The organism is Paenibacillus cellulositrophicus (assembly GCF_009363095.1).
GTDB classification, from domain to species: domain Bacteria; phylum Bacillota; class Bacilli; order Paenibacillales; family Paenibacillaceae; genus Paenibacillus_AQ; species Paenibacillus_AQ favisporus.
The window spans coordinates 4,273,365-4,295,476 of the sequence record NZ_CP045295.1 but is presented as its reverse complement, the minus strand read 5'-3'; the positions used below and the strand labels follow the sequence as shown (position 1 = coordinate 4,295,476).

The 22,112-nt window shown below is 49.4% G+C and carries 21 protein-coding genes; all 21 read right to left on the bottom strand.

Annotated elements, in window-relative coordinates:
- Position 1 precedes the first annotated feature (1 nt).
- Positions 2-1,066, bottom strand: a complete 1,065-nt coding sequence (gene argC, locus GCU45_RS19150; protein WP_152399997.1) for an N-acetyl-gamma-glutamyl-phosphate reductase — start codon at positions 1,064-1,066, stop codon at positions 2-4.
- A 268-nt stretch (positions 1,067-1,334) separates the two neighbouring features.
- On the bottom strand, positions 1,335-2,075 hold the full coding sequence (locus GCU45_RS19145; RefSeq protein ID WP_152399996.1) for a class I SAM-dependent methyltransferase: 741 nt from the start codon (positions 2,073-2,075) through the stop codon (positions 1,335-1,337).
- 116 nt (positions 2,076-2,191) lie between these two features.
- Positions 2,192-3,079: a YitT family protein gene (locus tag GCU45_RS19140; RefSeq protein WP_145028139.1), complete on the bottom strand. Its 888-nt coding sequence runs from the start codon at positions 3,077-3,079 to the stop codon at positions 2,192-2,194.
- A gap of 127 nt (positions 3,080-3,206) precedes the next feature.
- Positions 3,207-4,320, bottom strand: a protein-coding gene (prfB, locus tag GCU45_RS19135; protein WP_152399995.1) for a peptide chain release factor 2 whose coding sequence is annotated in 2 segments (ribosomal slippage) — positions 3,207-4,247 and positions 4,249-4,320 — 1,113 coding nt in all. Because the reading frame shifts where the segments join, the coding sequence is not laid out codon by codon here.
- Between the two features lie 193 nt (positions 4,321-4,513).
- Positions 4,514-7,012: a preprotein translocase subunit SecA gene (gene secA, locus GCU45_RS19130; protein WP_152399994.1), complete on the bottom strand. Its 2,499-nt coding sequence runs from the start codon at positions 7,010-7,012 to the stop codon at positions 4,514-4,516.
- Between the two features lie 445 nt (positions 7,013-7,457).
- Positions 7,458-8,036: a ribosome hibernation-promoting factor, HPF/YfiA family gene (hpf, locus tag GCU45_RS19125; RefSeq protein WP_076174563.1), complete on the bottom strand. Its 579-nt coding sequence runs from the start codon at positions 8,034-8,036 to the stop codon at positions 7,458-7,460.
- Positions 8,037-8,320: 284 nt separating this feature from the next.
- On the bottom strand, positions 8,321-8,518 hold the full coding sequence (locus GCU45_RS19120; protein ID WP_152399993.1) for a cold shock domain-containing protein: 198 nt from the start codon (positions 8,516-8,518) through the stop codon (positions 8,321-8,323).
- A gap of 225 nt (positions 8,519-8,743) precedes the next feature.
- Positions 8,744-10,615 carry a hypothetical protein gene (locus tag GCU45_RS19115; protein WP_152399992.1) on the bottom strand — a complete coding sequence of 624 codons (1,872 nt, stop codon included), beginning with the start codon at positions 10,613-10,615 and terminating at the stop codon, positions 8,744-8,746.
- Entirely contained in the window at positions 10,616-12,127 is a 1,512-nt protein-coding gene (locus GCU45_RS19110; RefSeq protein WP_152399991.1) for an S-layer homology domain-containing protein, read from the bottom strand. It abuts the gene before it with no gap.
- 332 nt (positions 12,128-12,459) lie between these two features.
- Positions 12,460-12,795, bottom strand: coding sequence for a flagellar protein FliT (locus tag GCU45_RS19105; RefSeq protein WP_089549752.1), 336 nt, complete (start codon positions 12,793-12,795; stop codon positions 12,460-12,462).
- The gene (gene fliS, locus GCU45_RS19100) at positions 12,788-13,186 is read right to left on the bottom strand and encodes a flagellar export chaperone FliS (protein ID WP_152399990.1); all 399 of its coding nucleotides are present in this window, start codon (positions 13,184-13,186) and stop codon (positions 12,788-12,790) included. The genes GCU45_RS19105 and fliS overlap by 8 nt, the downstream gene beginning before the upstream one ends.
- A 24-nt stretch (positions 13,187-13,210) precedes the next feature.
- Positions 13,211-14,731, bottom strand: coding sequence for a flagellar filament capping protein FliD (fliD, locus tag GCU45_RS19095; RefSeq protein WP_152399989.1), 1,521 nt, complete (start codon positions 14,729-14,731; stop codon positions 13,211-13,213).
- A 15-nt stretch (positions 14,732-14,746) separates the two neighbouring features.
- Entirely contained in the window at positions 14,747-15,115 is a 369-nt protein-coding gene (locus GCU45_RS19090; protein WP_076174578.1) for a flagellar protein FlaG, read from the bottom strand.
- 137 nt (positions 15,116-15,252) lie between these two features.
- A complete protein-coding gene (locus GCU45_RS19085) occupies positions 15,253-16,890 on the bottom strand; it encodes a flagellin N-terminal helical domain-containing protein (RefSeq protein WP_152399988.1) in 1,638 nt (545 codons plus the stop codon).
- A 152-nt stretch (positions 16,891-17,042) separates the two neighbouring features.
- Positions 17,043-17,282 carry a carbon storage regulator CsrA gene (csrA, locus tag GCU45_RS19080; RefSeq protein WP_152399987.1) on the bottom strand — a complete coding sequence of 80 codons (240 nt, stop codon included), beginning with the start codon at positions 17,280-17,282 and terminating at the stop codon, positions 17,043-17,045.
- Positions 17,283-17,285: 3 nt separating this feature from the next.
- Positions 17,286-17,735 (bottom strand): flagellar assembly protein FliW, encoded by a 450-nt coding sequence (gene fliW / locus GCU45_RS19075; protein ID WP_152399986.1) that lies wholly within the window; start codon positions 17,733-17,735, stop codon positions 17,286-17,288.
- A gap of 167 nt (positions 17,736-17,902) precedes the next feature.
- Positions 17,903-18,469 carry a DUF6470 family protein gene (locus tag GCU45_RS19070; protein ID WP_152399985.1) on the bottom strand — a complete coding sequence of 189 codons (567 nt, stop codon included), beginning with the start codon at positions 18,467-18,469 and terminating at the stop codon, positions 17,903-17,905.
- A gap of 21 nt (positions 18,470-18,490) precedes the next feature.
- Complete coding sequence (flgL, locus tag GCU45_RS19065; protein ID WP_152399984.1) at positions 18,491-19,447, bottom strand: flagellar hook-associated protein FlgL; 957 nt, start codon at positions 19,445-19,447, stop codon at positions 18,491-18,493.
- 21 nt (positions 19,448-19,468) lie between these two features.
- Entirely contained in the window at positions 19,469-21,028 is a 1,560-nt protein-coding gene (gene flgK / locus GCU45_RS19060) for a flagellar hook-associated protein FlgK (RefSeq protein WP_152399983.1), read from the bottom strand.
- 157 nt (positions 21,029-21,185) lie between these two features.
- Positions 21,186-21,686, bottom strand: coding sequence for a flagellar protein FlgN (locus GCU45_RS19055; RefSeq protein WP_152399982.1), 501 nt, complete (start codon positions 21,684-21,686; stop codon positions 21,186-21,188).
- 9 nt (positions 21,687-21,695) lie between these two features.
- The gene (gene flgM / locus GCU45_RS19050) at positions 21,696-21,980 is read right to left on the bottom strand and encodes a flagellar biosynthesis anti-sigma factor FlgM (RefSeq protein ID WP_076174595.1); all 285 of its coding nucleotides are present in this window, start codon (positions 21,978-21,980) and stop codon (positions 21,696-21,698) included.
- Positions 21,981-22,112 lie beyond the last annotated feature (132 nt).

Genomic DNA, 22,112 nt, shown 5'->3' with positions numbered 1-22,112 from the left:
CTTACGGATACACCGGAGTATAGCCGAGTCCGAGATTCTCCTCCCATCCCATCATCAGATTCAAATTCTGTATCGCCTGGCCTGCCGCACCCTTGACGATATTGTCAATGACCGAAATAATGGTGACCCGGCCCGTTCGCGGATCCGCCGCAAAACCGATATCGCAATAATTGGAGCCCAGCACTTCCTTCGTCGCCGGCCAAATGCCCGTGTCGCGCACGCGCACGAACGGCCGTCCTTGGTAATACTGCCGGTACAGCTCCACAAAATCTTCGTCATTATACACGCCGTTCAAGTTTGCATACATCGTGCTCATAATTCCCCGGGTCATCGGCACCAGCTGAGTCGTAAACGTCACGGTCACCTGCTCACCGGCCACTTGGCTAAGCACCTGTTCAATTTCCGGGATATGCTGATGCTTATTCACTTTGTAAGCTTTGAAATTTTCATTAATTTCCGCAAAATGGGTCGTCAAGCTCGTTCCTCGTCCCGAACCCGATACGCCGGACTTGGCATCGATGATAATGCTGTTCGGGTTAATCCAGCCGGCGCTGATGGCCGGAACTAGACCGAGCAGGGTAGCCGTCGGGTAACAGCCGGGATTGGAAATAAAGTCCTTGCCGGCGACTTCTTCTCCAAACAGTTCGCACAAACCGAAAAGGGCTTGGTCCAAATAAGCCGCATCCGGCGCGGTGTGCTTATACCATTTTTCATACGTGGCGCCGTGCTTGATCCGGAAATCCCCGGACAAATCAATGACCTTAAGCCCCTCTTCCAGCAAGCCCGGCACCAGCTTGGAGCTCACGCCCGAAGGGGTAGCCGTAAAGACGACATCCGCCTTGGCGGCGATTTCCTTCGGATCGGTACCGTCCAAATTTTGCACGATAATATCCGTTAAATGCGGAAAACCTTCCGAAATCGGCGTTCCCGCGCTCGATGATGAAATCACTGACGTAATGACTGCTCTGGGATGCCCCTGCAGCAGCCGGATCAGCTCAACCCCGCCGTAGCCGGTCGAACCGACGATCGCAATCCTAACCTTCTCCCCAGTACCGTGTTCTCCCATTCCCCGCGTTCCCCTCTCTACTGCCGCTTCTGTATAAATCATGAATAATTATGTATTATTATACGACCGCTTTTATATAAATACAACACTTTGGAACGAATTTCCCTTATCCTGTAAGGGCTTATCCGCTCCCGCCTCCTATAGTCCGAGCCTATGTACCTTTCGATCTCCAAGAAAAAAAGACCCTGTTCAAGGTCCGACCCGATTCATTTCTATAGAGTGATTCATGCGTTGATCCCGAACCGCCCTTGTGATGTGTGATGGCCGTTTATTTTTTGATGCCGGTAACAACTCGGACGGGCGGGAACATCTGAACATACAATGCGGAAATACGCACATCCTGCATGCCGGAATCGGCCAGTATCCGTTCATATTCCCGGGTGTGCTGAAAATCCAGGATCGCTGCTTGGCCACCTCTTTTTAACACACGCACCATTTCTTCGATGGCCTTCCGTCTTTCATCCGGCTCCTGGATATTATGAATCGCCAGGCTGGAAACGACCTTATCGAACGTATCGTTATCAAAAGGAAGCTTCCGCGCATCCGCATCGATCACTTCCACCCGGCTTCGAATACCTTCCAGCTCCGCATTATGCAGCGTAACCTTCGGGTCATTCCCGGATTGGTCCCGGGGATTCCATATGTCGATGCCTACGGCTTTCCCGCTGGGGATCTGCTTCGCCAGAGAATTCAGCACGAAACCTCTGCCGCATCCGACATCCAGGATTCTGTCACTCTCGCCGATATCCAGCTGTTCGATGAGTTTCCGGATGACGACCCCTTTTCCCCGCTTACTGCTCCACAGCATCAGGAGGACTTCCACCCAGCACACAAGCCCGCCGAGCAAAAGCAATCCCGCCGCGATGGACCAAACCACCCCATGCAAACGCAGGAGCAGGATGCCGGCAACGACCGGCAGGACGCCGATCCAGGCCAAATTCCGAATGACGGTTGGCGCATCAATTCCGTAATTCCCCTGGTTTGCGATTTCGGGTCTCCTCTGTGCCATCTGTCCATCCCTCCGACCTCTTCATAATAAAAAAGAGGCTGCCCAGCCCGCATGGATAACTGTTCGCCTCTTTTTGTTGTTCATTATTAAACTATGATGGATGGTGAAAAAAATGCTCAGCTGCCCTGCAGCTTAAAGCCCTCGCCCAGCACCTCATGCGCATTGCTGATGATGACAAAAGCCTCCGGGTCCACCGACTGCACCAGCGTCTTCAGCCGCGTCGTTTCGCTCTGGCCGATGACGACCATCAGCACAGTCCGGTCCGTTCCGGTATAGCCGCCGGTGGCGTTCAGCTTGGTACAGCCGCGGTCCAGGTCCTTCAGCACTGCCGCCGTTATCGGTTCGATATGGTCCGAGATAATATAAGCCACCTTCGAGTAGTTGAAACCGAGCTCAATGGCGTCGATCACCTTACCGGTGACATACAGTCCCACCAGTGCATACAGCGCCTTCTCCAGAGACAGCGTACAGGCAGCTAAAAGGATGACCGATCCGTCCAGGATCACAACGCATAGGGAAAAGCTCAGTCCGCTGTACTTCTGGATGATCTGGGCCAGCGTCGTCAGTCCGCCAGTGGAGCCCCGTCCGCGGTACACGATCCCAATGCCGAGACCTACCGCGATCCCGCCGTAAATCGAGGCGAGCAGCGGGTTGCTCGTCGGCAGCGGCCAGTCCTTCGTCAGATAGACGAACAATGGCAGCACCACGCTGCCCAGCAGCGAGCGGATGCCGTAATTTTTTCCGAGCAGCAGGATGCCCAGGATAAACAGCGGGATGTTGAGGGCCCATTGGGTAAAGGCCGGTTCCATGCCAAACCAGGCTTCGGTCAATACGGAAATCCCGGATACCCCGCCGGAAGCGATCCCGTTCGGCAGGAAAAACAAATTAAATCCTAAAGCGATAATAAAGGAACCGATAATGATGAGCAGCGTGTCCACCACATGGCGCCGGGGTCCGCTCATAGGCAGCGATGCCTTTCTGCGGTTCGATGACTTCTGAGACATGAACAATTTTCTCTCCTTACCTAAAATATAAATCGGCCATCAAGCAGCCAAACCTTCCAGAATGCTAAAATCAGTCCATTACACCAAAAAATTCCTACACGAATAGCGTGTAGGAATTCACTTGGTTTTATTCGGTTTCCACCTTAATTTGGCTGCGCAAATAACCGTCAATGAAAGGATCCAGGTCCCCGTCCATGACAGCGCCGACATTGCCGGTTTCCACTGAGGTACGGTGGTCCTTTACCATACTATAGGGATGAAACACGTAGGAGCGAATCTGGCTGCCCCAGGCAATATCCGACTGTTCCCCTCGGATTTCATCCAGCTGTTTTTGCTGCTCTTCGAGTTTGCGTTCGTACAGCTTCGAACGAAGCATCGTCATCGCGCGCTCTCGGTTTTTAATCTGCGAGCGTTCGTTCTGGCAGGTTACGACCACACCCGTCGGGATGTGGGTAATCCGTACTGCGGAGTCCGTCGTGTTGATATGCTGACCGCCGGCGCCGCTGGCCCGGTACGTATCGATCTTCAGATCCTCTGTTCGGATCTCCACGTCGACGTCCTCGGTAATCTCCGGCACGACATCGCAGGAGACGAACGACGTATGGCGGCGTCCCGACGAGTCGAACGGCGAGATGCGCACCAGACGATGCACGCCCTTCTCGGCTTTCAGATAGCCGTAAGCGTTAAAGCCTTTGATCAGCAGCGTAACGCTCTTGATCCCGGCCTCGTCACCCGGCAGATAGTCTAGAGTTTCGACTTTGAAGCCGTGTTTCTCTGCCCAGCGGGTGTACATCCGCAGCAGCATCTGGCCCCAATCCTGGGACTCGGTGCCGCCGGCACCCGGGTGAAGCTCGAGAATGGCGTTCATTTTATCGTAAGGCTGGCTCAGCAGCAGCTTGAGCTCAAATTCGTCCAGCTTCTTGGTTAACGAACCCACCGCTTCGGCGATTTCGGCGGCCAGCGATTCGTCGCCTTCCTCGTCGGCGAGCTCCGCCATCATGGAGGCGTCGTCGTATTCCTGCTGCAGCTTCTCATACTCGTCAACCGACGACTTCACGGCGTTCATTTCTGCGATGACCGATTGAGCCTTTTCGTTGTCATCCCAAAAGTCGGGAGCTGACATTTTCTCTTCGAAGTTCGAGATCATTTCCTGCTTCAGATCTAAGTCAAAGAGACCCCCTAAGATTGGTGAGTTTCGTTGCGATTTCCCGCAAGTCGTGCTTAACGCTTGGATCTAACATGATTTACTCTTCACCTCTTTATCGACATAAACTCCCTTAAGCGGAAAGACCCTGCGGCCACCCTCCTCTTCAGAGCAGCGCCGCTACGGGTCTCCCGGTTTAAGGGAGTTTTGGCTCCGCTTCTTAGGGTTACCTAAGAAACGGCTGTTGTATGAATCATTGTACCATTTGCTTCTATATTATCTTATGCTTCTTAGCCGTGGCAGTGTTTGTACTTCTTGCCGCTGCCGCAAGGGCATAAATCGTTGCGTCCGATCTGTTCGCCGACTTGCACCGGCTTCTTCTCGGTCGGCTCGCCATTCGTGGAAACCTTGCTCTCTTCCACGACCGCCTGGCGCTCCTGGTTCGCTTCGATATGGGCCTTCATCACGTACATGGCCACTTCCTCCTGGATGCTGGCCGTCATCGTGTTGAACATCTCGAAGCCCTCGAACTGGTATTCACGGAGCGGATCCGTACCGCCGTATGCACGGAGGTGGATACCTTGACGGAGCTGATCCATCGCGTCGATGTGGTCCATCCACTTGCTGTCGACGGAGCGGAGCACGATAACTTTCTCGAACTCGCGCACCAGCTCGGAACCGATCCGTTCTTCGCGCTCTTCGTACTTCTTCTTCACCTTATCGAAGATAAACTCTTCAATCTCCTCAACCTCTTTACCCCACAGATCGTCGCGGGTAATCGAGCCTTCGTCGAGGAGCTTGCTGTTCACGTAATCAGCCACTTCCTGGAGCTCCCAGTTTTCCGGAATATCGTCGGAGCAGTGCACCTCAACCGCACGGTCAATGACCGGCTTGATCATCTCCATGACGATATCCTTGATGTTGTCGGATTCCAGAATTTCACGGCGCTGCTTGTAGATGATCTCCCGCTGCTGGTTCATGACGTCGTCGTATTGAAGGACGACCTTCCGCAGGTCGAAGTTGTTGCCTTCGACGCGTTTTTGCGCGGATTCGACCGCACGGGTAATCATCTTGCTCTCAATCGGCTGGTCTTCCTCGAAACCGAGGCGTTCCATCATGTTCAGCACGTTGTCGGCGCCGAACCGCTTCATGAGCTCATCGCCCAACGAGAGGTAGAACTGCGTCGAGCCCGGGTCACCCTGGCGTCCGGCACGGCCGCGAAGCTGGTTATCGATCCGGCGGGATTCGTGGCGCTCCGTACCAATGATATGCAGACCGCCCACATCAGACACACCGTCGCCCAGCAAAATATCCGTACCCCGTCCAGCCATGTTGGTGGCAATGGTTACCGTTCCCGGCTGGCCGGCGCGGGAGATGATGTCCGCTTCCTCGGCATGGTATTTGGCGTTCAGTACCTGGTGCTTGATGCCTTTGCGCTTCAGCATATCCGAAATCAGCTCGGAGTTCTCGATGGATACGGTACCGACGAGCACCGGTTGGTTCTTCTTATGGCGCTCGACGATTTCGTCGACAACCGCCTTGAACTTGCCGTTCACGCTTTTATACACGATATCCGGCATATCCACCCGTTGGTTCGGCTTGTTCGTCGGCACTTGAAGAACTTCCAGGCCGTAAATTTTCTTGAACTCCTCTTCCTCCGTCTTCGCTGTACCGGTCATGCCGGCCAGCTTGCGGTACATCCGGAAGTAGTTCTGGAAGGTAATCGTCGCGAGCGTCATGCTCTCGTTCTGCACCTCGATGCCTTCCTTCGCTTCGATCGCCTGGTGCAGACCGTCGCTGTAACGGCGTCCAGCCATCAGGCGGCCCGTAAACTCATCGACGATCACCACTTCGTCTTCCGTCACGACATAGTCGACGTCACGGCGCATAATAACGTTCGCTTTCAGCGCCTGCACGATGTGGTGGTTCAGCGTAATATGGCTGTGGTCATACAGGTTCTCGATGCCAAAAGCGCGTTCCGCTTTGGCGACACCTTTTTCCGTCAAAGCAACGGATTTGACCTTGATATCAACCGTATAGTCCTCTTCCTTCTGCAGCTGCTTTACAAAGCGATCCGCCACGTAATACAGCTCCGTCGATTTCTGAGCTTGTCCCGAGATGATCAGCGGGGTACGCGCCTCATCGATCAGGATCGAGTCCACTTCGTCAATCGTACAGAAGTACAGCGGACGCTGCACCATTTGTTCCTTATACAGAACCATGTTGTCACGCAGGTAGTCGAAACCGAACTCGTTATTCGTACCGTACGTAATATCGCAGGCGTAAGCCAGCTGTTTATCCGCATGGTCCATGCCGCTCAGGTTGACCCCGACCGTCATGCCCAGGAATTCGTAAATTTGACCCATCTCCGCGCTGTCCCGCTGTGCGAGATAGTCGTTGACGGTTACAACGTGTACACCCTGTCCAAGCAGGGCGTTCAAATACACCGGAAGGGTACCGACCAGGGTCTTACCTTCACCGGTCTTCATCTCTGCAATTCTGCCTTCGTGCAGTGCCATGCCGCCAACCAGCTGAACGTCGTAATGACGCTTACCTAGTACACGCTTGGATGCTTCACGTACGGTGGCAAACGCTTCAGGAAGAAGATCGTCGAGGGTTTCCCCTTTTTCCAGACGCTGGCGGAACTCCTCCGTCTTGGCTTTCAGCTGCTCATCGGAGAGAGCGACGAATTCCGGCTCTATTTTGTTAATCTGATCGACCGTCTTCATCAGACGCTTGACATCACGATCGTTGACGTCACCGAAGATTTTTTTGACAATACCTAGCATGGTTAACCCCTTTCGCGCAAAACAATTGTTAGAATCAACTTCAGTTATTTCAGGGTTATGTTCAAATGAAATAGATCCTTGATGAACCAATTCACACAGACACCGGCTGAATGATATGGATTCACAAAGAATCGATTCATACAGGAGTATTGAAGATCTGCTCTTGTTGAAATTGATCCGGACAGAATCGACTTCATACAGACAAAATGCAACTGCTTGAAGTTCATTCCCATCGTATTTAAACCGGTATTTATGATAAAAACGGGTTTGCATAAATTGTAACAGTTTGTAAGAGATGCCGCAACAACTTACAGGCCTTACAAACCTCCTCTATCTATATACGCAAGAAGAGCCCAATCCGTTGCAGGACAGGGGCTCTTTTTTTACTCGAAATTCAATCAATATTTACACATTCATGAAAATTGTTACAACGGACCGTCATTTGTTAATACGCGCTGCGTTCGTTTTGTTCGATCAAACCGTATTTTCCATCATTCCGTTTGTAAACGACATTCACTTCCTGGGTATCAATGTTCGAAAAAACAAAGAAATTATGTCCGACCATGTTCATCTGCAAAATGGCTTCTTCCACGTCCATCGGCTTCAGGGTGAAGCGCTTCGTGCGGACCACTTCCAGATCGTCGTGCTCTTCCTCCGTCATCGTCGGCAGCAGGCCGGTACCGGTCGCTGCTTCTTCCGTGAACAGCATCTTCAGGCTTCCTTCCTGGCGGAACTTGCGGTTGAGCTTGGTCTTGTGTTTGCGGATTTGGCGTTCCAGCTTGTCCACGACGGCATCAATGGATGCATACATGTCATCGCTGCGGTCTTCGGCCCGGAGCATCACTCCAGGGAGCGGAATCGTTACCTCCACACTGTGCAAACCTCTAGTAACTCCAAGTGTCACATTTCCTTCTGAGGCGGGGGGTGCATCGAAATACTTCTCAAGCCTGCTGAGCTTCTTGTCGACATAGTCCTTCAAAGCGTCAGTAACCTCGATTTGTTGACCTCGAATAGCTAAATTCATAAGGCACTCCTCCTTTGCAGTTCCATTATATCACAATTGTTAACGCTAAGTAAAAAGGCGTTTTCGGGCGGCTGTCCGCCAAATGAAAGCCCTTTACTCACCCCCGCTGTCCGCCTAAAGCAGGGTAAAATTCCTTAACCGCACAGGAGGAAATGAAACAGGTTCGATCATGGTAAAATCCGCCGGAACGCAAAGAAAGACCCTGGAGATCCAGGGTCTTATCGCTACCGTTCTTCAATTACTTAACCATCGAACCGTATATGTAGGTCGGCCTTGCCGGATGATTATAATTTCGTTACGTTAGCTGCTTGCGGTCCACGAGCGCCTTCGACGATGTCGAATTCAACGTCTTGACCTTCTTCCAAAGTCTTGAAGCCATCAGATTGGATTGCGGAGAAGTGTACGAATACGTCGCCACCATCAGCAGTCTCGATGAAGCCATAACCTTTTTCTGCGTTGAACCATTTAACTTTACCTTGCATGCACTAACATTCCCTTCGTCGTCAAATAAAGTGTGACTTACGCCCACATTCCTGAATATACCACCCAAACTTGTCCATTGTCAATTGGAATGGAAAGGGGTTTAATTGTATAAAATTCCAATCAACTGGCTATTCAGAATGTCGATACGTAATCATTTATATGCTGTATTAACCGGATTTAATACGAGTGAAACGGGAAAATCCACAAAAATATAAGGAACTGGACTACACTGTTGGTTCCCCATTGAATTCAGTCGGATCAAAATTCTTGTTAGGATCCTCTTCATTGGATGTGCCAATTGGAGAGGATGGATTATCTTTAGGAGAAGTAGCCGGAATTAGAACAGATGGGTCACCCGTTAAGCTCGTATTTTCCACAGTATACGTATTCCCCATCCAGTCTGTAACGACAATCACGGCTTTGGTAGGTACATCGCCCGAAGTTCCGATCCATGCTCCGTACGTCCAGTTATCGTCCACTACACTACCGTTTACATCAAAAGGACTGGAGAGTTGCGTTGCCTCTGGATACTCCTTGAGTAATGTCTTGCTCACATTTCTCTGCAGTAGAGTTCCGTCTTTATATAAGCTGACTTCCACTTTCTTTAGTTCACCAGCTTTAACCGTTTGAAGTTCAAAACCTACGCTGTAGCCGTTAACACCAGAGAATTGCATTACCCCAAAGTCCTGGGGCTTTACGAATGCCAGTGCCTCATTTCCTGTGTACTTTTTAGGAATTAATGCGGTCGGGTCCCCTGTAGGATTCGAACTTTCTACCTTATACGTGTTTCCCTTAAGGTCTGTAACGACAATGACTGCTCTTGTTGGTGCATCCTCAGGAGTGCCGTTCCAGGCTTCGTTTTTCCAATTACCGCTCCATACTTTTCCGGTCACATCAAAAGGACTGGAAAGCTGGGTAGCGTTCGGATACTCCGTGAGCAAAGTGTTGCTCACATTTTTCTGAAGAAGAACATCGTTTTTAAATAAACTGACTTCAACCAATTTTATATCCTTTGCAGTAACTTTCTGAAGCTCGAATCCGACATTATAGCCGTTAACTCCGGAAAACTGCATTACCCCAAAGTCCTGAGGTTTAACAAATGCCAGTGCTTCTTCTCCTGTATATTGTGTTGGATCTAATAATTCCGGGTCTCCAGTCAGGCTAGTGTTTTCTACTGTATACGTATTTCCCATCCAGTCTGTAACGACGATTACGGCCTTTGTAGGAACATCACCCGGTTTTCCATTCCATGCTTCATTAGTCCAGTTACCATCCCATACCTTCCCGGTAACATCAAATGGGCTGGAAAGTTGCGTAGCATCCGGATAATCCTTGAGCAAGGTATTGCTCACATTTTTCTGCAGCAGTGTTTTGTCTCTATATAAGCTGACTACCACTTTCTTCAGCTCTCCGGCTTTAACCTTTTGAAGTTCAAAACCTACGCTGTAGCCATTAACTCCAGAAAACTGCATCACGCCGAAGTCTTGTGGCTTTACAAATTCTAACGCATCTGCCCCTGTATAATCTTTAGGGATCAGTGAGGCTGGGTTGCCGGTCAAATTCTTATTTTCAACGGTATACGTGTTTCCCTCAAGATCCGTAACAACAATGACGGCTCGAGTTGGCACATCTGCAGCTGTCCCATTCCAGGCTTCATTCTCCCAGTTGCCGCTCCATACTTTCCCGGTAACATCAAACGGACTGGAGAGTTGGGTTGCATCCGGGTACTCTTCAAGTAATGTGTTGCTTACATTTTTTTGTAGAAGCGTATCTTCTTTATACAAGCTTACTTCAACTTTTTTAAGATTCTTCGCGGTAGTAGTCACGAGTTCAAAACCTACATTGTACCCATTAACTCCGGAAAACTGCATGACGCCAAAGTCCTGTGGTTTTACAAAGGCCAAGGCCTCTTCCCCGGTATAGTGATTGTGGCCGATAACATCATCGGTTACTTGGAGCACCTGTGATTCGGATGGATTCTGAGTGGATGTCCCGCTGTACCGAACTTTGATGATCGTTCCAGTAGATACTGGAATATTGTCAACTTCGGTCCCCAGTATATTAATAAAAGTCATTCCATTAACGCTATATTGCATTTATGGATCTACACCAATTAGCTTAGTTGTTCCTGCTTTAGAACCTACTGCTAACAGAGCCGTCTTAGGAGCTGCTGGAGTCGTCGCTCCCCCACCATTATTGCCTCCGCCACTCGATCCACCGGAAGAACCGCCGCTGCTGCCCCCACTACTGGAGCCGCCGGAACTTCCGGAAGAAGCAGGAGTGTTCACTTGAATGGAGTCCTTTTGAGAGCCTTCCGTTTGGTTCGGTTTAGTTTGGAAAGTAGAGCCTTTGGCTCCGTCGTTAATCGTTGCTGTTTGAATTTGGCCCGAACCGAGGAGTTTCGCTACCGCATCCAATACAAGTTTCACGATCTTCGCTTCACTGCTCAGTTCGATCGATGTATTTCCTGCAGAACCATCAACTTGAACGTTTTCGATAGAACCCTTAACCAATTGAACGGAAATGGATGCAGCAAAAACATCAACATCATCGAATGTTCCGTTCAGCGTGACTTTTGCATTGGCCGGGAGTTCCTTGGACAATTCAACATTTGTAAAACCCTCGCCGCTGGCATGGTCTTCTTCCAATTTGGCCGACGACTTCACAACGACGCTTTGGGTGACCGTGGAACCTTCAGCCACAATACGCACGGTTCCGTCCTTTTTGTTCACAACGATATTCACCAGTATGGAATCAACGAAGTGGATCGAGTTTTCGCCACCGCCCTCAACGTTGGTGGTTCCATGAACTTTGACGTTTTTCAGGGTAGCATCTCCGCTGCCAATTCCTTCGGCAAGGATCAGGTTGCCTTGGATCTCTACATTTTGGAGTGTTATTCCTGGAGCGCTGATGACAACGTTTCCATGAATAACCTGGATTTCTTGGTCTTTACCGCCGTAGGTGCCAGCCTGATCAAAGGTCACGGTCTCCGATGTTTTCTTTGCAAAGGCTGCGTCAATCAGCACTACCGCTTCCGCTCTCGTCAAGCTTTTCTGCGGTTCAAAGGTTTGATTCGGGTAGCCGTTCATGATTTTACTTTCCAGGACTGCGGCGACAGCTTGCTTGCTCCACGCTGAGATGCGGTCGGCATCCTTCAAAGTGGACAACGAATCCGTCTGTCCCGCGGTCAGTCCCACGACTTTGGCGATCATAGCCGCAGCTTCTTGCCGGGTGACATCAGCTGAAGGGTGAATCGTCTGATCTTGGTACCCTTGGATGTATCCTGCTTTAACCGCTTTGGCTACATCCGTATAGGCCCAGTTGCTGCTGGACAGATCGGAGAATTGAACTTGAGCAGATTCGGCGTATCCAAAAATACGATTGACCAACGCGATGAATTCAGCTCGAGTAATCGATTGATTGGGTCTAACCGTACCATCCTCAAAACCTTTCAAAGTCCCTTGATTTACCCACTCCTGCAGCTGTTTTTCAGCCCAGTGACCGTTGATATCTTTTACAGGTTGCGCTGCAAATGCGGGACTAACAGCCCCCAAAGTCATCCCCAAACCTAGCAATCCGGTTAACGTACCATGCAAACCTTTTTTCACAACAATATCCTCCTATAGACTTACGTAGTCATACGTTATAACGAAAAATATGAACTAAATCGACAATATTTTCATCTGATATTGCTTTACCCGACCTCCCTTTCCCGAAAAATCAGAAAACTTATAACATTAGAACCAGGACTTAAAGACTATCAATACTTCTTGTATACTACCATATTTAGACAAAGGAAATCTATACTTTTGTTCCTTTTGTTTCCTATTACTTTTTTATTGCTAGGGTTGAATTAAAAAATAAAAACAAAAAAGACTAGAATTTGGATTCTAGTCTTTTCAGTGTCTTGCTATATCTGGCTTTTTTGTCAGGCTACATATTACTTCCTTTGGTCCATCAAAAAGCTATCCGGTGTGTATGCTGCTTCATAAGCACTCCGCTGCATTTTGGCTTGTCCTCTGTGCTGAAGCCAGTCGGAGGCTTCCATTTTAAGCTGGTTCATGCGGTTGAGGATGAGTGGATCCGCCTGTAAAATGCTTTGTAACTGCTCAACCTGACTCGGTGAAAATGGGGTATGCTGCTTGAGCCGGTTCAGTTCATCAATCAGTTGCTGGCGCTCCTGGACAAAGTCCTGCAGCTCCTCGTATGCCGTATATTGCAGGCGCGCTACGACAGTTTCGGTCAACGCTTGAAGCGAAGAGATCAAGTTATCCATTGGCCGTCTCTTGGCTCAAACTGCCGGCTGTCATTTTAGCGGCTTCGGCAAAGGTTTCCCGCAGATCCATCAAATAACCCAGCGCCTCTTCAGCAGGCGCTACCGTCTTTTTCACGTTGGACTCAATCAGTAGATGATTAATATATTCATATAATGATGCGAGCCCTTCCGAAACGGCATAACTTCGGTCCAGCGTAGACAGCAGCTCGTTGACGATACTTTGGCTTTTGCCTAAATTCAAATTGGCCTTCTGCAAATCTTTCTTCTGCAAGCTGTCGATTCCAGCACGGACAAAGCGGATGGCTCCATCATACAGCATCAGAAGCAGCTGCCCTGGCGTAGAGGTTTGAACGGATGACTGACGGTATTTTTCATAAGGAGATGTTATCAAGTGTCTTCACCCTTTACTAGAAAATTATTGGGTAGTTCCGAACAGACTGGACGACTGGGACTGCAGTTGATTCATGGCCGTTTCCATCGCGCTAAATTGTTTGTAATACCGGTCTTCCTGATCATCAAGACGCTTGAGCAAATCGCTAATGCGTGACGTATATTCCTTCATTTGTTTTCCCATGACGCTTTCGTCTTTAAAAGCTGCGCTGAGGTCCCCGCTGAAACGGTTCGTACCTGCACGATCGGAGAACTTTTGGAGTGTGCTTGTCATGGTCGTAGACAACTTGTTAACGATCCCGTCTGAGCCTTGAAATAAGTCGGACAGTTGTTGAGGGTTGCTCTGTAATGCTTGCTTTAGTTTATCCTCATCCAGATACAGCTTGCCACCTTCATAGTATTGGCCAGTGGTGATGCCCATTGCACTTAATTGCCCCATGCTGTTGTTAATGACCGAACGCATAGCTGTAATCGTATCTTTGAGGATGTCGTCATTTTTCAGAAGGCCACTCTTCGCTTTGGCTTCCCATGCTGTAATCTCAGTTTCCTTCATGGCCGATCTTTGCTCGTCGGTCAAAGGCGGGAAATCGCGATACTTTTCTTCATCCACCTTGCTGTTCATGGTGTTGAGCAGGTCGTTGTAGGTGTCGATGAAGGATTTGATCGTGTCAACAGCCTTAGTTGTATCGATGGTTGTCGTAATTGTGGATGGTTTATCACCTGTAGCTGTAACCTTGATAGCAGTAATATTAATACCATTCACAGTAATGTTGTTACTGTTATCAGATGTAAATTCATTGCTTACTCCATCCGATGTTACTGTGATTTTAGCACCATCTCCTTGAGTTATAGTGCTGGTGTCTGACGTGTCGATATGAAGTAAAGAAAGGAGCTTAGATCCATTTCCCGTTGAGCTGGTTTCTGAAATATCTACTTTTCCATTTTTGCCGAAGTCCTTTGAGGCGATAGAAAATTTACCACTCACCTCATCGAATACAGCAGTAACATTTGCAGATGAATTATTGATTTTACTGATTACACTTGACAAGGTATCCTTACTGGAAAATTCAATTTCCTTTTCGTTAATTGTCAATTTATAGGTTTCGGCTTTATCCGTATCTGAAGATGCCGGGTAATCGATTAGCGAGCTGATGGATGTTGAAAGTTTTGCAATTCCTTCTTTAGTTCCATCTTTTGTAGTAAGAGGGCCTTTCGCTGAAATCGTTGTCTTTGTGGCAACTTGATCAACTACAACCTGCATAGCCGTTCCTGTGGCTGTTGAAGTAGCTTCAGCTTTAATTGCATCTGTATTGTCGCTAACCACTGCTGTCTGCGAAGTCATATTAATCGTCTTGCCAAAGGTGTCTGATAATTTACTCTTAAATGCAAACACCTTGCTGTTCATTTCTCTGTAGCTATCACGCTGCCAAGACAAATATGTTTTCTGTTGGTTTAACTTATCTAAGGGAGCTCGCTTAGCAGTCATCAATTGCTTGACCATACTGTCGATATCCATACCTGAAAAGCCATTAATACGAAGGGTCATTTTCGGAATTCCTCCTTACACTTTAGCGTCAATCATGATGCCCGCCAGTTCCATCATCTTGGCCACCAAGTCCAAGGTTTTCTCCGGCGGGACTTCTCTGATCACTTCTCCTGTTTCTTTATTGAGGACTTTGACCATAATTTCATGGGTTTTATCGTGAATACTGATATCTAAGGTTGTCTCCGGTCCTTGAAGGGACTTTACGGCCCGGTCAATGTTCCGGATCAGTTGCTCTTCCCCAATCGAAACCGATACGCCCTGCTTTTCTTTCAATGCCAAATCTTCACCGTTTCGAATCATGGATGCTGCACCGATCATAGATGCCGCCGAATCTGTTTTATTCTGAGATGACGTACTTGCAGTCAAGGAAAATTGTACATTCATCCTGGCTACCTCCGACAAAATGATATATATACTATTATCGGCTTTTATCGCTTGGAGATTTAGTTGATGTTGTATATTTGCAGAAAATAAAAAAGAGTCCTGGGAATATCCCAGAACTCTTAATGATAATTTTAAAATTAACGGAGCAATTGCAGAACGCCTTGTGGCTGTTGGTTAGCTTGAGCCAACATAGCTTGTGCAGCCTGAGCAAGGATGTTGTTCTTTGTTTGTTCCATCATTTCTTTCGCCATATCAACGTCACGGATACGGGATTCAGCAGACGTCAGGTTCTCAGAAGCTGTTCCCAGGTTGTTAATTGTGTGCTCCAGACGGTTTTGAACGGCACCCAGTTTAGAACGGGCACTGGAAACAGTTTGAGTAGCTTTGTCAAGAATTGCGATAGCAGCCGATGCATCTTCTTTAGTAGAGATGTTCAGAGCAGCTTCGTTCTTAACATCGTTTGTTCCGTCGGTAACGGAGTCAGTTTTTGTGAATCCTGCATCTCCAGCTTTACCAGTAAGGCCCAAAGCGTTTGCTCTCATGTCTCCAATAGAAAGGCTCATGGATTGACCAGTGTTCGCACCGATTTGGAAAGAAGTCTGGAAATCCTTTTGTACTCCACCATCTTTGAAGGTGATTCCATTACCTGCTTCACCCTGAGCAGTTGATGTTACTGTCAATTTTCCGGAAGCTGCAACAGTTGACAATTTCACTCCATCAATTTTATCAGCAAGTGTGGCAACAATTGCTTTGACAACATCATCACCACTAGCTGCACTACTGATGTTTACTCCTAAGCCATTTCCTTTATATGCGCCTTTAGTCGCATCATAAAATTCAACTTGCTGGCCATTGATCGTAAGACCTTTACCGATAAGTTTTTCAGCACCGGCAGCATCAGTGATGCTTGAAAAGTCAATTTCACCAGAAGCCGCAGTGTATGTGGTTGTGCCAACACTAGCTGCACCGCCAGCTGCTGCTGTACCATTAATTTTTGCAGCAGTCATGTTACCTTCAGCGCCATCAAACTTCCCGCCGTTTTCTTTAGTAACCGCCGAAATTGTAATTTTACCAGTTGCATCAGCTGTTGCAGTGTAACTACCTTTTAAAGTATCGTTAGCATCAATAGCCTTTTGTAATTCTGCAGCATATGCTGCTCCAGTAGCTGCTGCATCAGCAGGAGTAGCAGTCAATTTAGCGGAGAGATCTTGGCCATTGATAGTTACTGTAAGTTCATCTCCGATTGTACCTGCAGCAGCAGGAGCGTCCAGAGTTTGACTAGCTTGCGTACGATCAGTTTTCCCACCAGCCAAAAATCCATCTTTAGCAACGCCAGTACCCTCAAGGTTAACTTTGCCGTCACCTTTCAGCAACTTCTGAGTGTTGAACTCAGTTGTGTTACCGATACGGTTGATTTCGGAAGTCAATTGGTTCATTTCATCTTGCAGAGCGCCGCGGTCAGTATCCGTGTTCGTTCCGTTTGCAGATTGGTTGGAGATTTCGCGCATACGTTGCAGGATGCTGTGAGTTTCGTTCAATGCACCCTCAGCTGTTTGGATCAAAGAGATGCCGTCTTGAGCGTTACGGGAAGCTTGGTCCAAACCGCGGATTTGGCCGCGCATTTTTTCGGAGATTGCCAGACCGGCAGCGTCATCACCGGCACGGTTGATGCGAAGACCGGAAGACAGTTTCTCGATATTTTTGTTTGTGTTCGTTGTGTTGATAGACAGTTGGCGGTGAGTGTTCAGCGCCGCAATATTGTGATTGATAATCATTGGGTATTTCCTCCCTGAAATATATTAGTACCACGTCCATGTGGTAAACGCTGCCTCATTAAAGGTCGGCCGCCCTGCCGAAGCAGCGTCTAACTTATATATCGACAGTCCCCAATGAACATTTTAGAGTTTTTTTAATATTTTTTTGGATTCTATTTCTTGGTGTGATCTCTCATCCGCTGCATGAGCGCCTCCAGATTGGCTGGGGCAGGGGCCGCGGATTCCCGATTACTCTCTTTAATCGAGAGATAAACTTCCTTGCGGAAGATGTCGATATGGGGAGGTGCTGAAATGCCTACTTTTACCGTATCTCCTTCCACGCTTAAAATGGTCAGCTCGATCTGATCCTGAATGACGATCGATTCACCCTTCTTTCGAGATAATACCAGCATCGCTTATTCACCCGCCTTTTCTGACGACGACATGACCGGATCCGACCACAGGAGATGCTTTGTCTGATATTGGGAACTATGTAAGACGACCTGTTTGCCCAGCCGATGATCCGGATTAAGGATAACAGGGGCCAATAAGTTCATCGTGGATTGTTCCACTTTCTCTTTCAATGAAATGATGCAGCGCACGAAGACGTTCTGCTCAATTTGGAGCTCTTCTTTGTCCGCCTCCGGCAGCTCGAACTCATACTCCGGATAATAGACAAAAGGATCACCAAGCAGAAAAGCCAGCTCCTTCTCCTTCGTCGACTGTAAATAATCGAAAGGGCTGTCTTCCAGCGTAATCAACGCAAATTCCGTCTCTTCCTCAAATCCGGGCATTCCCTTGGGGAATCCATAAATCTGCTCATCGGCAATCTCCAATTCTCCCCATGAAGATGTTTGAATAATCACGATGCTCACTCCTTTGTTCATTTATCTGCATTTGTCCAATCTTTTATAAACAAAAAAGAAACTATAGAAGGCGGTCAATCAGGCCCATCTATAGTCTTTCGTCTGCGTAGTTTCATAACTTCATGACTTTATGAATTCATCACTTATAATTTCATGCCTGCCCAACATCAGCGCTGGGTATCAATCTCCGGCGGGATATACTGCACGGACGCGTACTGCTTCATATAAATGTCCAGCTTGCCCCGGGTATATTCGATCTCCGGCCGGTTCACCTGCACCTGGATATCCGTATGCGCCTTTCGGAACTCGATATCCGGCGGACGCGTGTCGATCTGGATGTCGACGTTATCGATGGAAGCTGGCGTGCGCGTCTCAGGAAAAGGAACCGGCTGCCAGTCCTCGCCATAAATATTCGCAATCGTGTTGCTGGCAATATGAATGGCCGCGGCGCGGTTACCCTCCTCGACCCTTCGGGCAATCCCCTGCAGGTACAGCTCCTGAAAGCCGGAATAGATCCGGCTGTTCATATCGATAAAGTTGCCGCCGGTGAAGGCCGAAAATGCCTTGGACTGATCCACATGAAGCTCCGGCTTGTACTGGTGAATTTCCAGCTCCGACGGCGTCGTGGTCATGGTCACGCCAGCCTTAGGCTGGCGAATGGAATATTGACCCAAGTCGGCATCGATCCCAATCTGGGCCCGGGTCTGGCGGATTTGCAGAATAGGCTGTACCATACCTTCCTCCTACAAACGATACTATCTCAGAAAATCAACCAGGGATGGTTGAATGATTTTGGAGCCGGCAGACAGCGAGGCGTTATAAATGTTCTCCTGGATTTTGGAGTTCATGATCAGCTCCGCATAGTCGGCGTCTTCGGTTTTAGCCTGAAGATCCGTCAGGTTGATGTTGAGATCGGACAACCGGTCCTGCATCAGCTCGATCCGGTTCGTTTTGGCACCAAGCTCCGCGCGGGACGTGAGCATTTTTTCGGTGCGGCTGTCGATCAGTTCGAGCTGGGAAGACAGTCCCGCAAAGTTGCCGTCATCCAGATTTTTCGTAATATTTTCAATAATGTTGAAAATGTTGTCCGCATCGTTCCCGTTCCCGAATACATCTGTACCGGTCATGTTGATCGGGAGCTTTACGCTTTCGCCAACGCTGAAATTAATGAGGCCCTTATCCGTAACGATATCGGCAATCCCCATACCATTGGAGGACCCGTCCGCGTTCAAGCCGGTCGTGTTGGAGGTACCGTCATCGTTTTTCGGAAAATCATATGGCTTCTTGTCATACGCTTCCCCGTTAAAAACATACTTCCCGTTCAGCTTGCTGTTTGCAATATCTATCAGCTGTTCCTTCAGCTGGGACACTTCCTGCTTGATACTATCCAGGGCAGACTGCGGATTCGTGCCGTTCGCCGCTTTGGTTGTCAGCTCGCGCAGACGCTGCACGACATCTCCAGCTTCGCTGAGCACTGTATCATTAAAATCCAGCCAGGACAGCGCGCTGTCCACGTTGGATGTATATTGGTCATTGGAAGCCAGCTCCGAACGGTAGCGCAGCGAGTAAGTAATGCCCACGGGATCGTCCGAAGGACGATTCAGCTTGCGGCCGGTGGCCAGCTGGTTCTGCGTGTTGTTCATCTCGCGCGCGTTGCGGTTCAAGTTCAGGAGCAGCTGGGAGTTCATCATATTGGAAGTCACTCTAAGCATTTCGTTAACCCACCTTTACCTTTATCTTCCTACAGTTCCTGTAGAGTTGATCAGTTTATCCAGCAGCTGGTCGAACGTGGTCATAAAACGCGCGGACGCGCCGTATGCATGCTGGAACTTGATCAGGTTCGCCATCTCCTCGTCCAGAGAAACGCCGCTGACCGACTGGCGCTGGCTCTCGACCTGCTGTACCAGAATGTCCGAGTTTTGCGTCTGCCGGCTCGCTTCCTGGGCTTGTACCCCCAGCTGTCCCACCATCGAGCTGTAATAGCCGTCGATCGTCGTGGAGCGGGTGCCGTCCGGCGAAGTAAAGTTGGTCTGCTTCATATTAGCCATGAGCAGGGCCAGCGTATTGCTTCCTTTGACAACCTTCTCGTCCGTTCCCGAACCTTCGGTTCGCATTGAGGTAGCAATCAGGGTGGGATCTTCCGCAATCTTCGTGTTCAGGCGGATATTTCCCGCCGTAATCGGACCACCGTCGCTAGATTCAAAGAAAGGCAAACCGCCCGTGGTGGTACCATCCATCGTATATCCCAGCTGGTGCAGGCCGTTCAGGCCTTTGACGGTTACGACCGTATCCTGATCAACAACGCGCCCCGTAATGCCCGGGAGGGTGACGCCGGCCGGCAATACGCTGCCTTTAGGAATCGTGATCTGGATATCGCCGTTCGCCAAGGTGTTGGCCAAGTCATTGAGCTGCTTCTGGTAATCCTTCACGTAGCCTTCGCGGGACGCAATGATGCCGTAAACCTCTCCGCCCTGCAAATTTCCTGACGCGTAGGCTGCTTCAAGAAAAGCACCGCGGTCATCCGGACCCGTACCATCCACATCCGCACTCACGGCAAACCCTTCGACGAGGGCTTGTCCGCCCATCGAAATATTATATCCCTGGTCGGTGTCCTGGACCGTGATGTTAATGATTTTGGACAGCTTGTCCGTCAGCAGGTCGCGTTGGTCTCTAAGGTCATTGGCATTATCTCCGAGTCCCTCAATCCGCGTGATCGACTGATTCAGGTCCGCGATGGAGTTCAGGTAGTTTTGAACCTCGCTGGCTTTGACGCCGACGTTGGCGGTCAAATCCTGGCTCATTTTATCCAATTGGCCGCTCATGTAGTTCATTGCATCCGTCAGGGCCGTTGCATTTTCCTTGACGACTTTGCGCGCCGCGGCGCTTTCCGGATCTTTGCTCAGGTTGGACCAGGAATTCCAGAAGTTGCCGAGCACCTTGCTGATGCCCGTGTCCGACGGCTCGTTAAAAATGCCCTGCAGCTTGTCCAATGTGTCCGATTTGATCGTCCAGCTGCCGTTGGCGTTGCTTTCGCTGCGGAACTGCGTATCGAGAAAGCTCTCGCGGATCCGTTCAACCGACTGGTATTCAACCCCCGTGCCCAGCTGTCCAGGCGCAGTAGAGCGGTTCATGCCGTAAGCTTCAATCGGACGGGATGCCTGCATTTTTACGGTTTGCCGGCTGAAGCCTTCCGTATTGGCGTTGGCGATGTTATGGCCGGTCGTACCCAGTGCAGCGGTCTGCGTAAACAGACTTCGCTTCGCCGTCTCGATGGAATGGAATGTGGATGTCATGCAACAAAATCCTCCTTCACGTTCGGGGGAGAGCCGGGCTCACCCATGTCTCAATTGCCCCACGTCGTGGGTCTCTGCTTCGTCGTTGGTTCATGTAAAAATCTGCGGGGAGCCCCGACACTCGTAATGCTCGTAAGAAAAATAGACCTTAACGGACCTAAGCCCTTGAATCGAAAAGGCCGCTTCGGGCTGTGTTCCCGCTCCGATCCGCCGGATGGTGGTAGGTAACGTCCTGATTCGGTCGGCCGACCAGAATATCCAGGGACAAATCTATAAACGAAAGCGACTGCTCGATCAGCTTCTGGTTCAGCTCGTTCGCCCTTTTCAACTTCTGCAGGGTCTCCGACAGCTTCTCCTGAATGGCAAGCAGCCGCTTCTTCTCTTCCACGTCAAAAACAAGCCGCGACAGTTCCGTCAGATTCAGGTTCAATTCCGATTTGATGCCGCGTTCGCGTAAATATTGCTGGGCGGAGACCGCGCGCTTCTGTTCGAGAATTTCGATCTGCTTTACCAGCTTGGCTTCCTGGTTCATGATCTTGATGAGAGACTCTACTTCGTTGGCAATGATGGCTTTCTTCTTCTCCGCGGTCAAGTCCAGCATATGGAGATGAACCGTATCCAGCTGCTCCAGCAGGTCGATTAAAGTATGAACAGACATATGGGTCACCTAATTTCTTGGGAACTCTTTAAAATAAGGCATCAGCTTATCGGCCAGTTTACCTGCATCCACTTGATAGGTGCCGGATGCGATTCTCTGCTTCAGATCCTCGAGCTTCTTCGCTCTCTCCGGGTCATTGGCACGGCTCTGGGCCTCAAGCATTTCAATCGCCTCCGAGGAAATGGAAACCTGGTCCTTCTTGCGTGCAGGCTTTTGCGCTTCCTGTCGCTGCGTCTCCATATTCCGTTGATAAGGGTTAACTCCACCAATTCTGCCGGTATCATTAATTTTCATATCTTCCACCTTCTTTCACAATATGCGGGCTGCTCTGCCGGGTACTCACCCGGCCTCTCAAGCCGACACGTCAGCCCGTTCGCATGCAAAATGCAAACAACCGATAATCTTTACTAAGTTTATCGGTCGTCA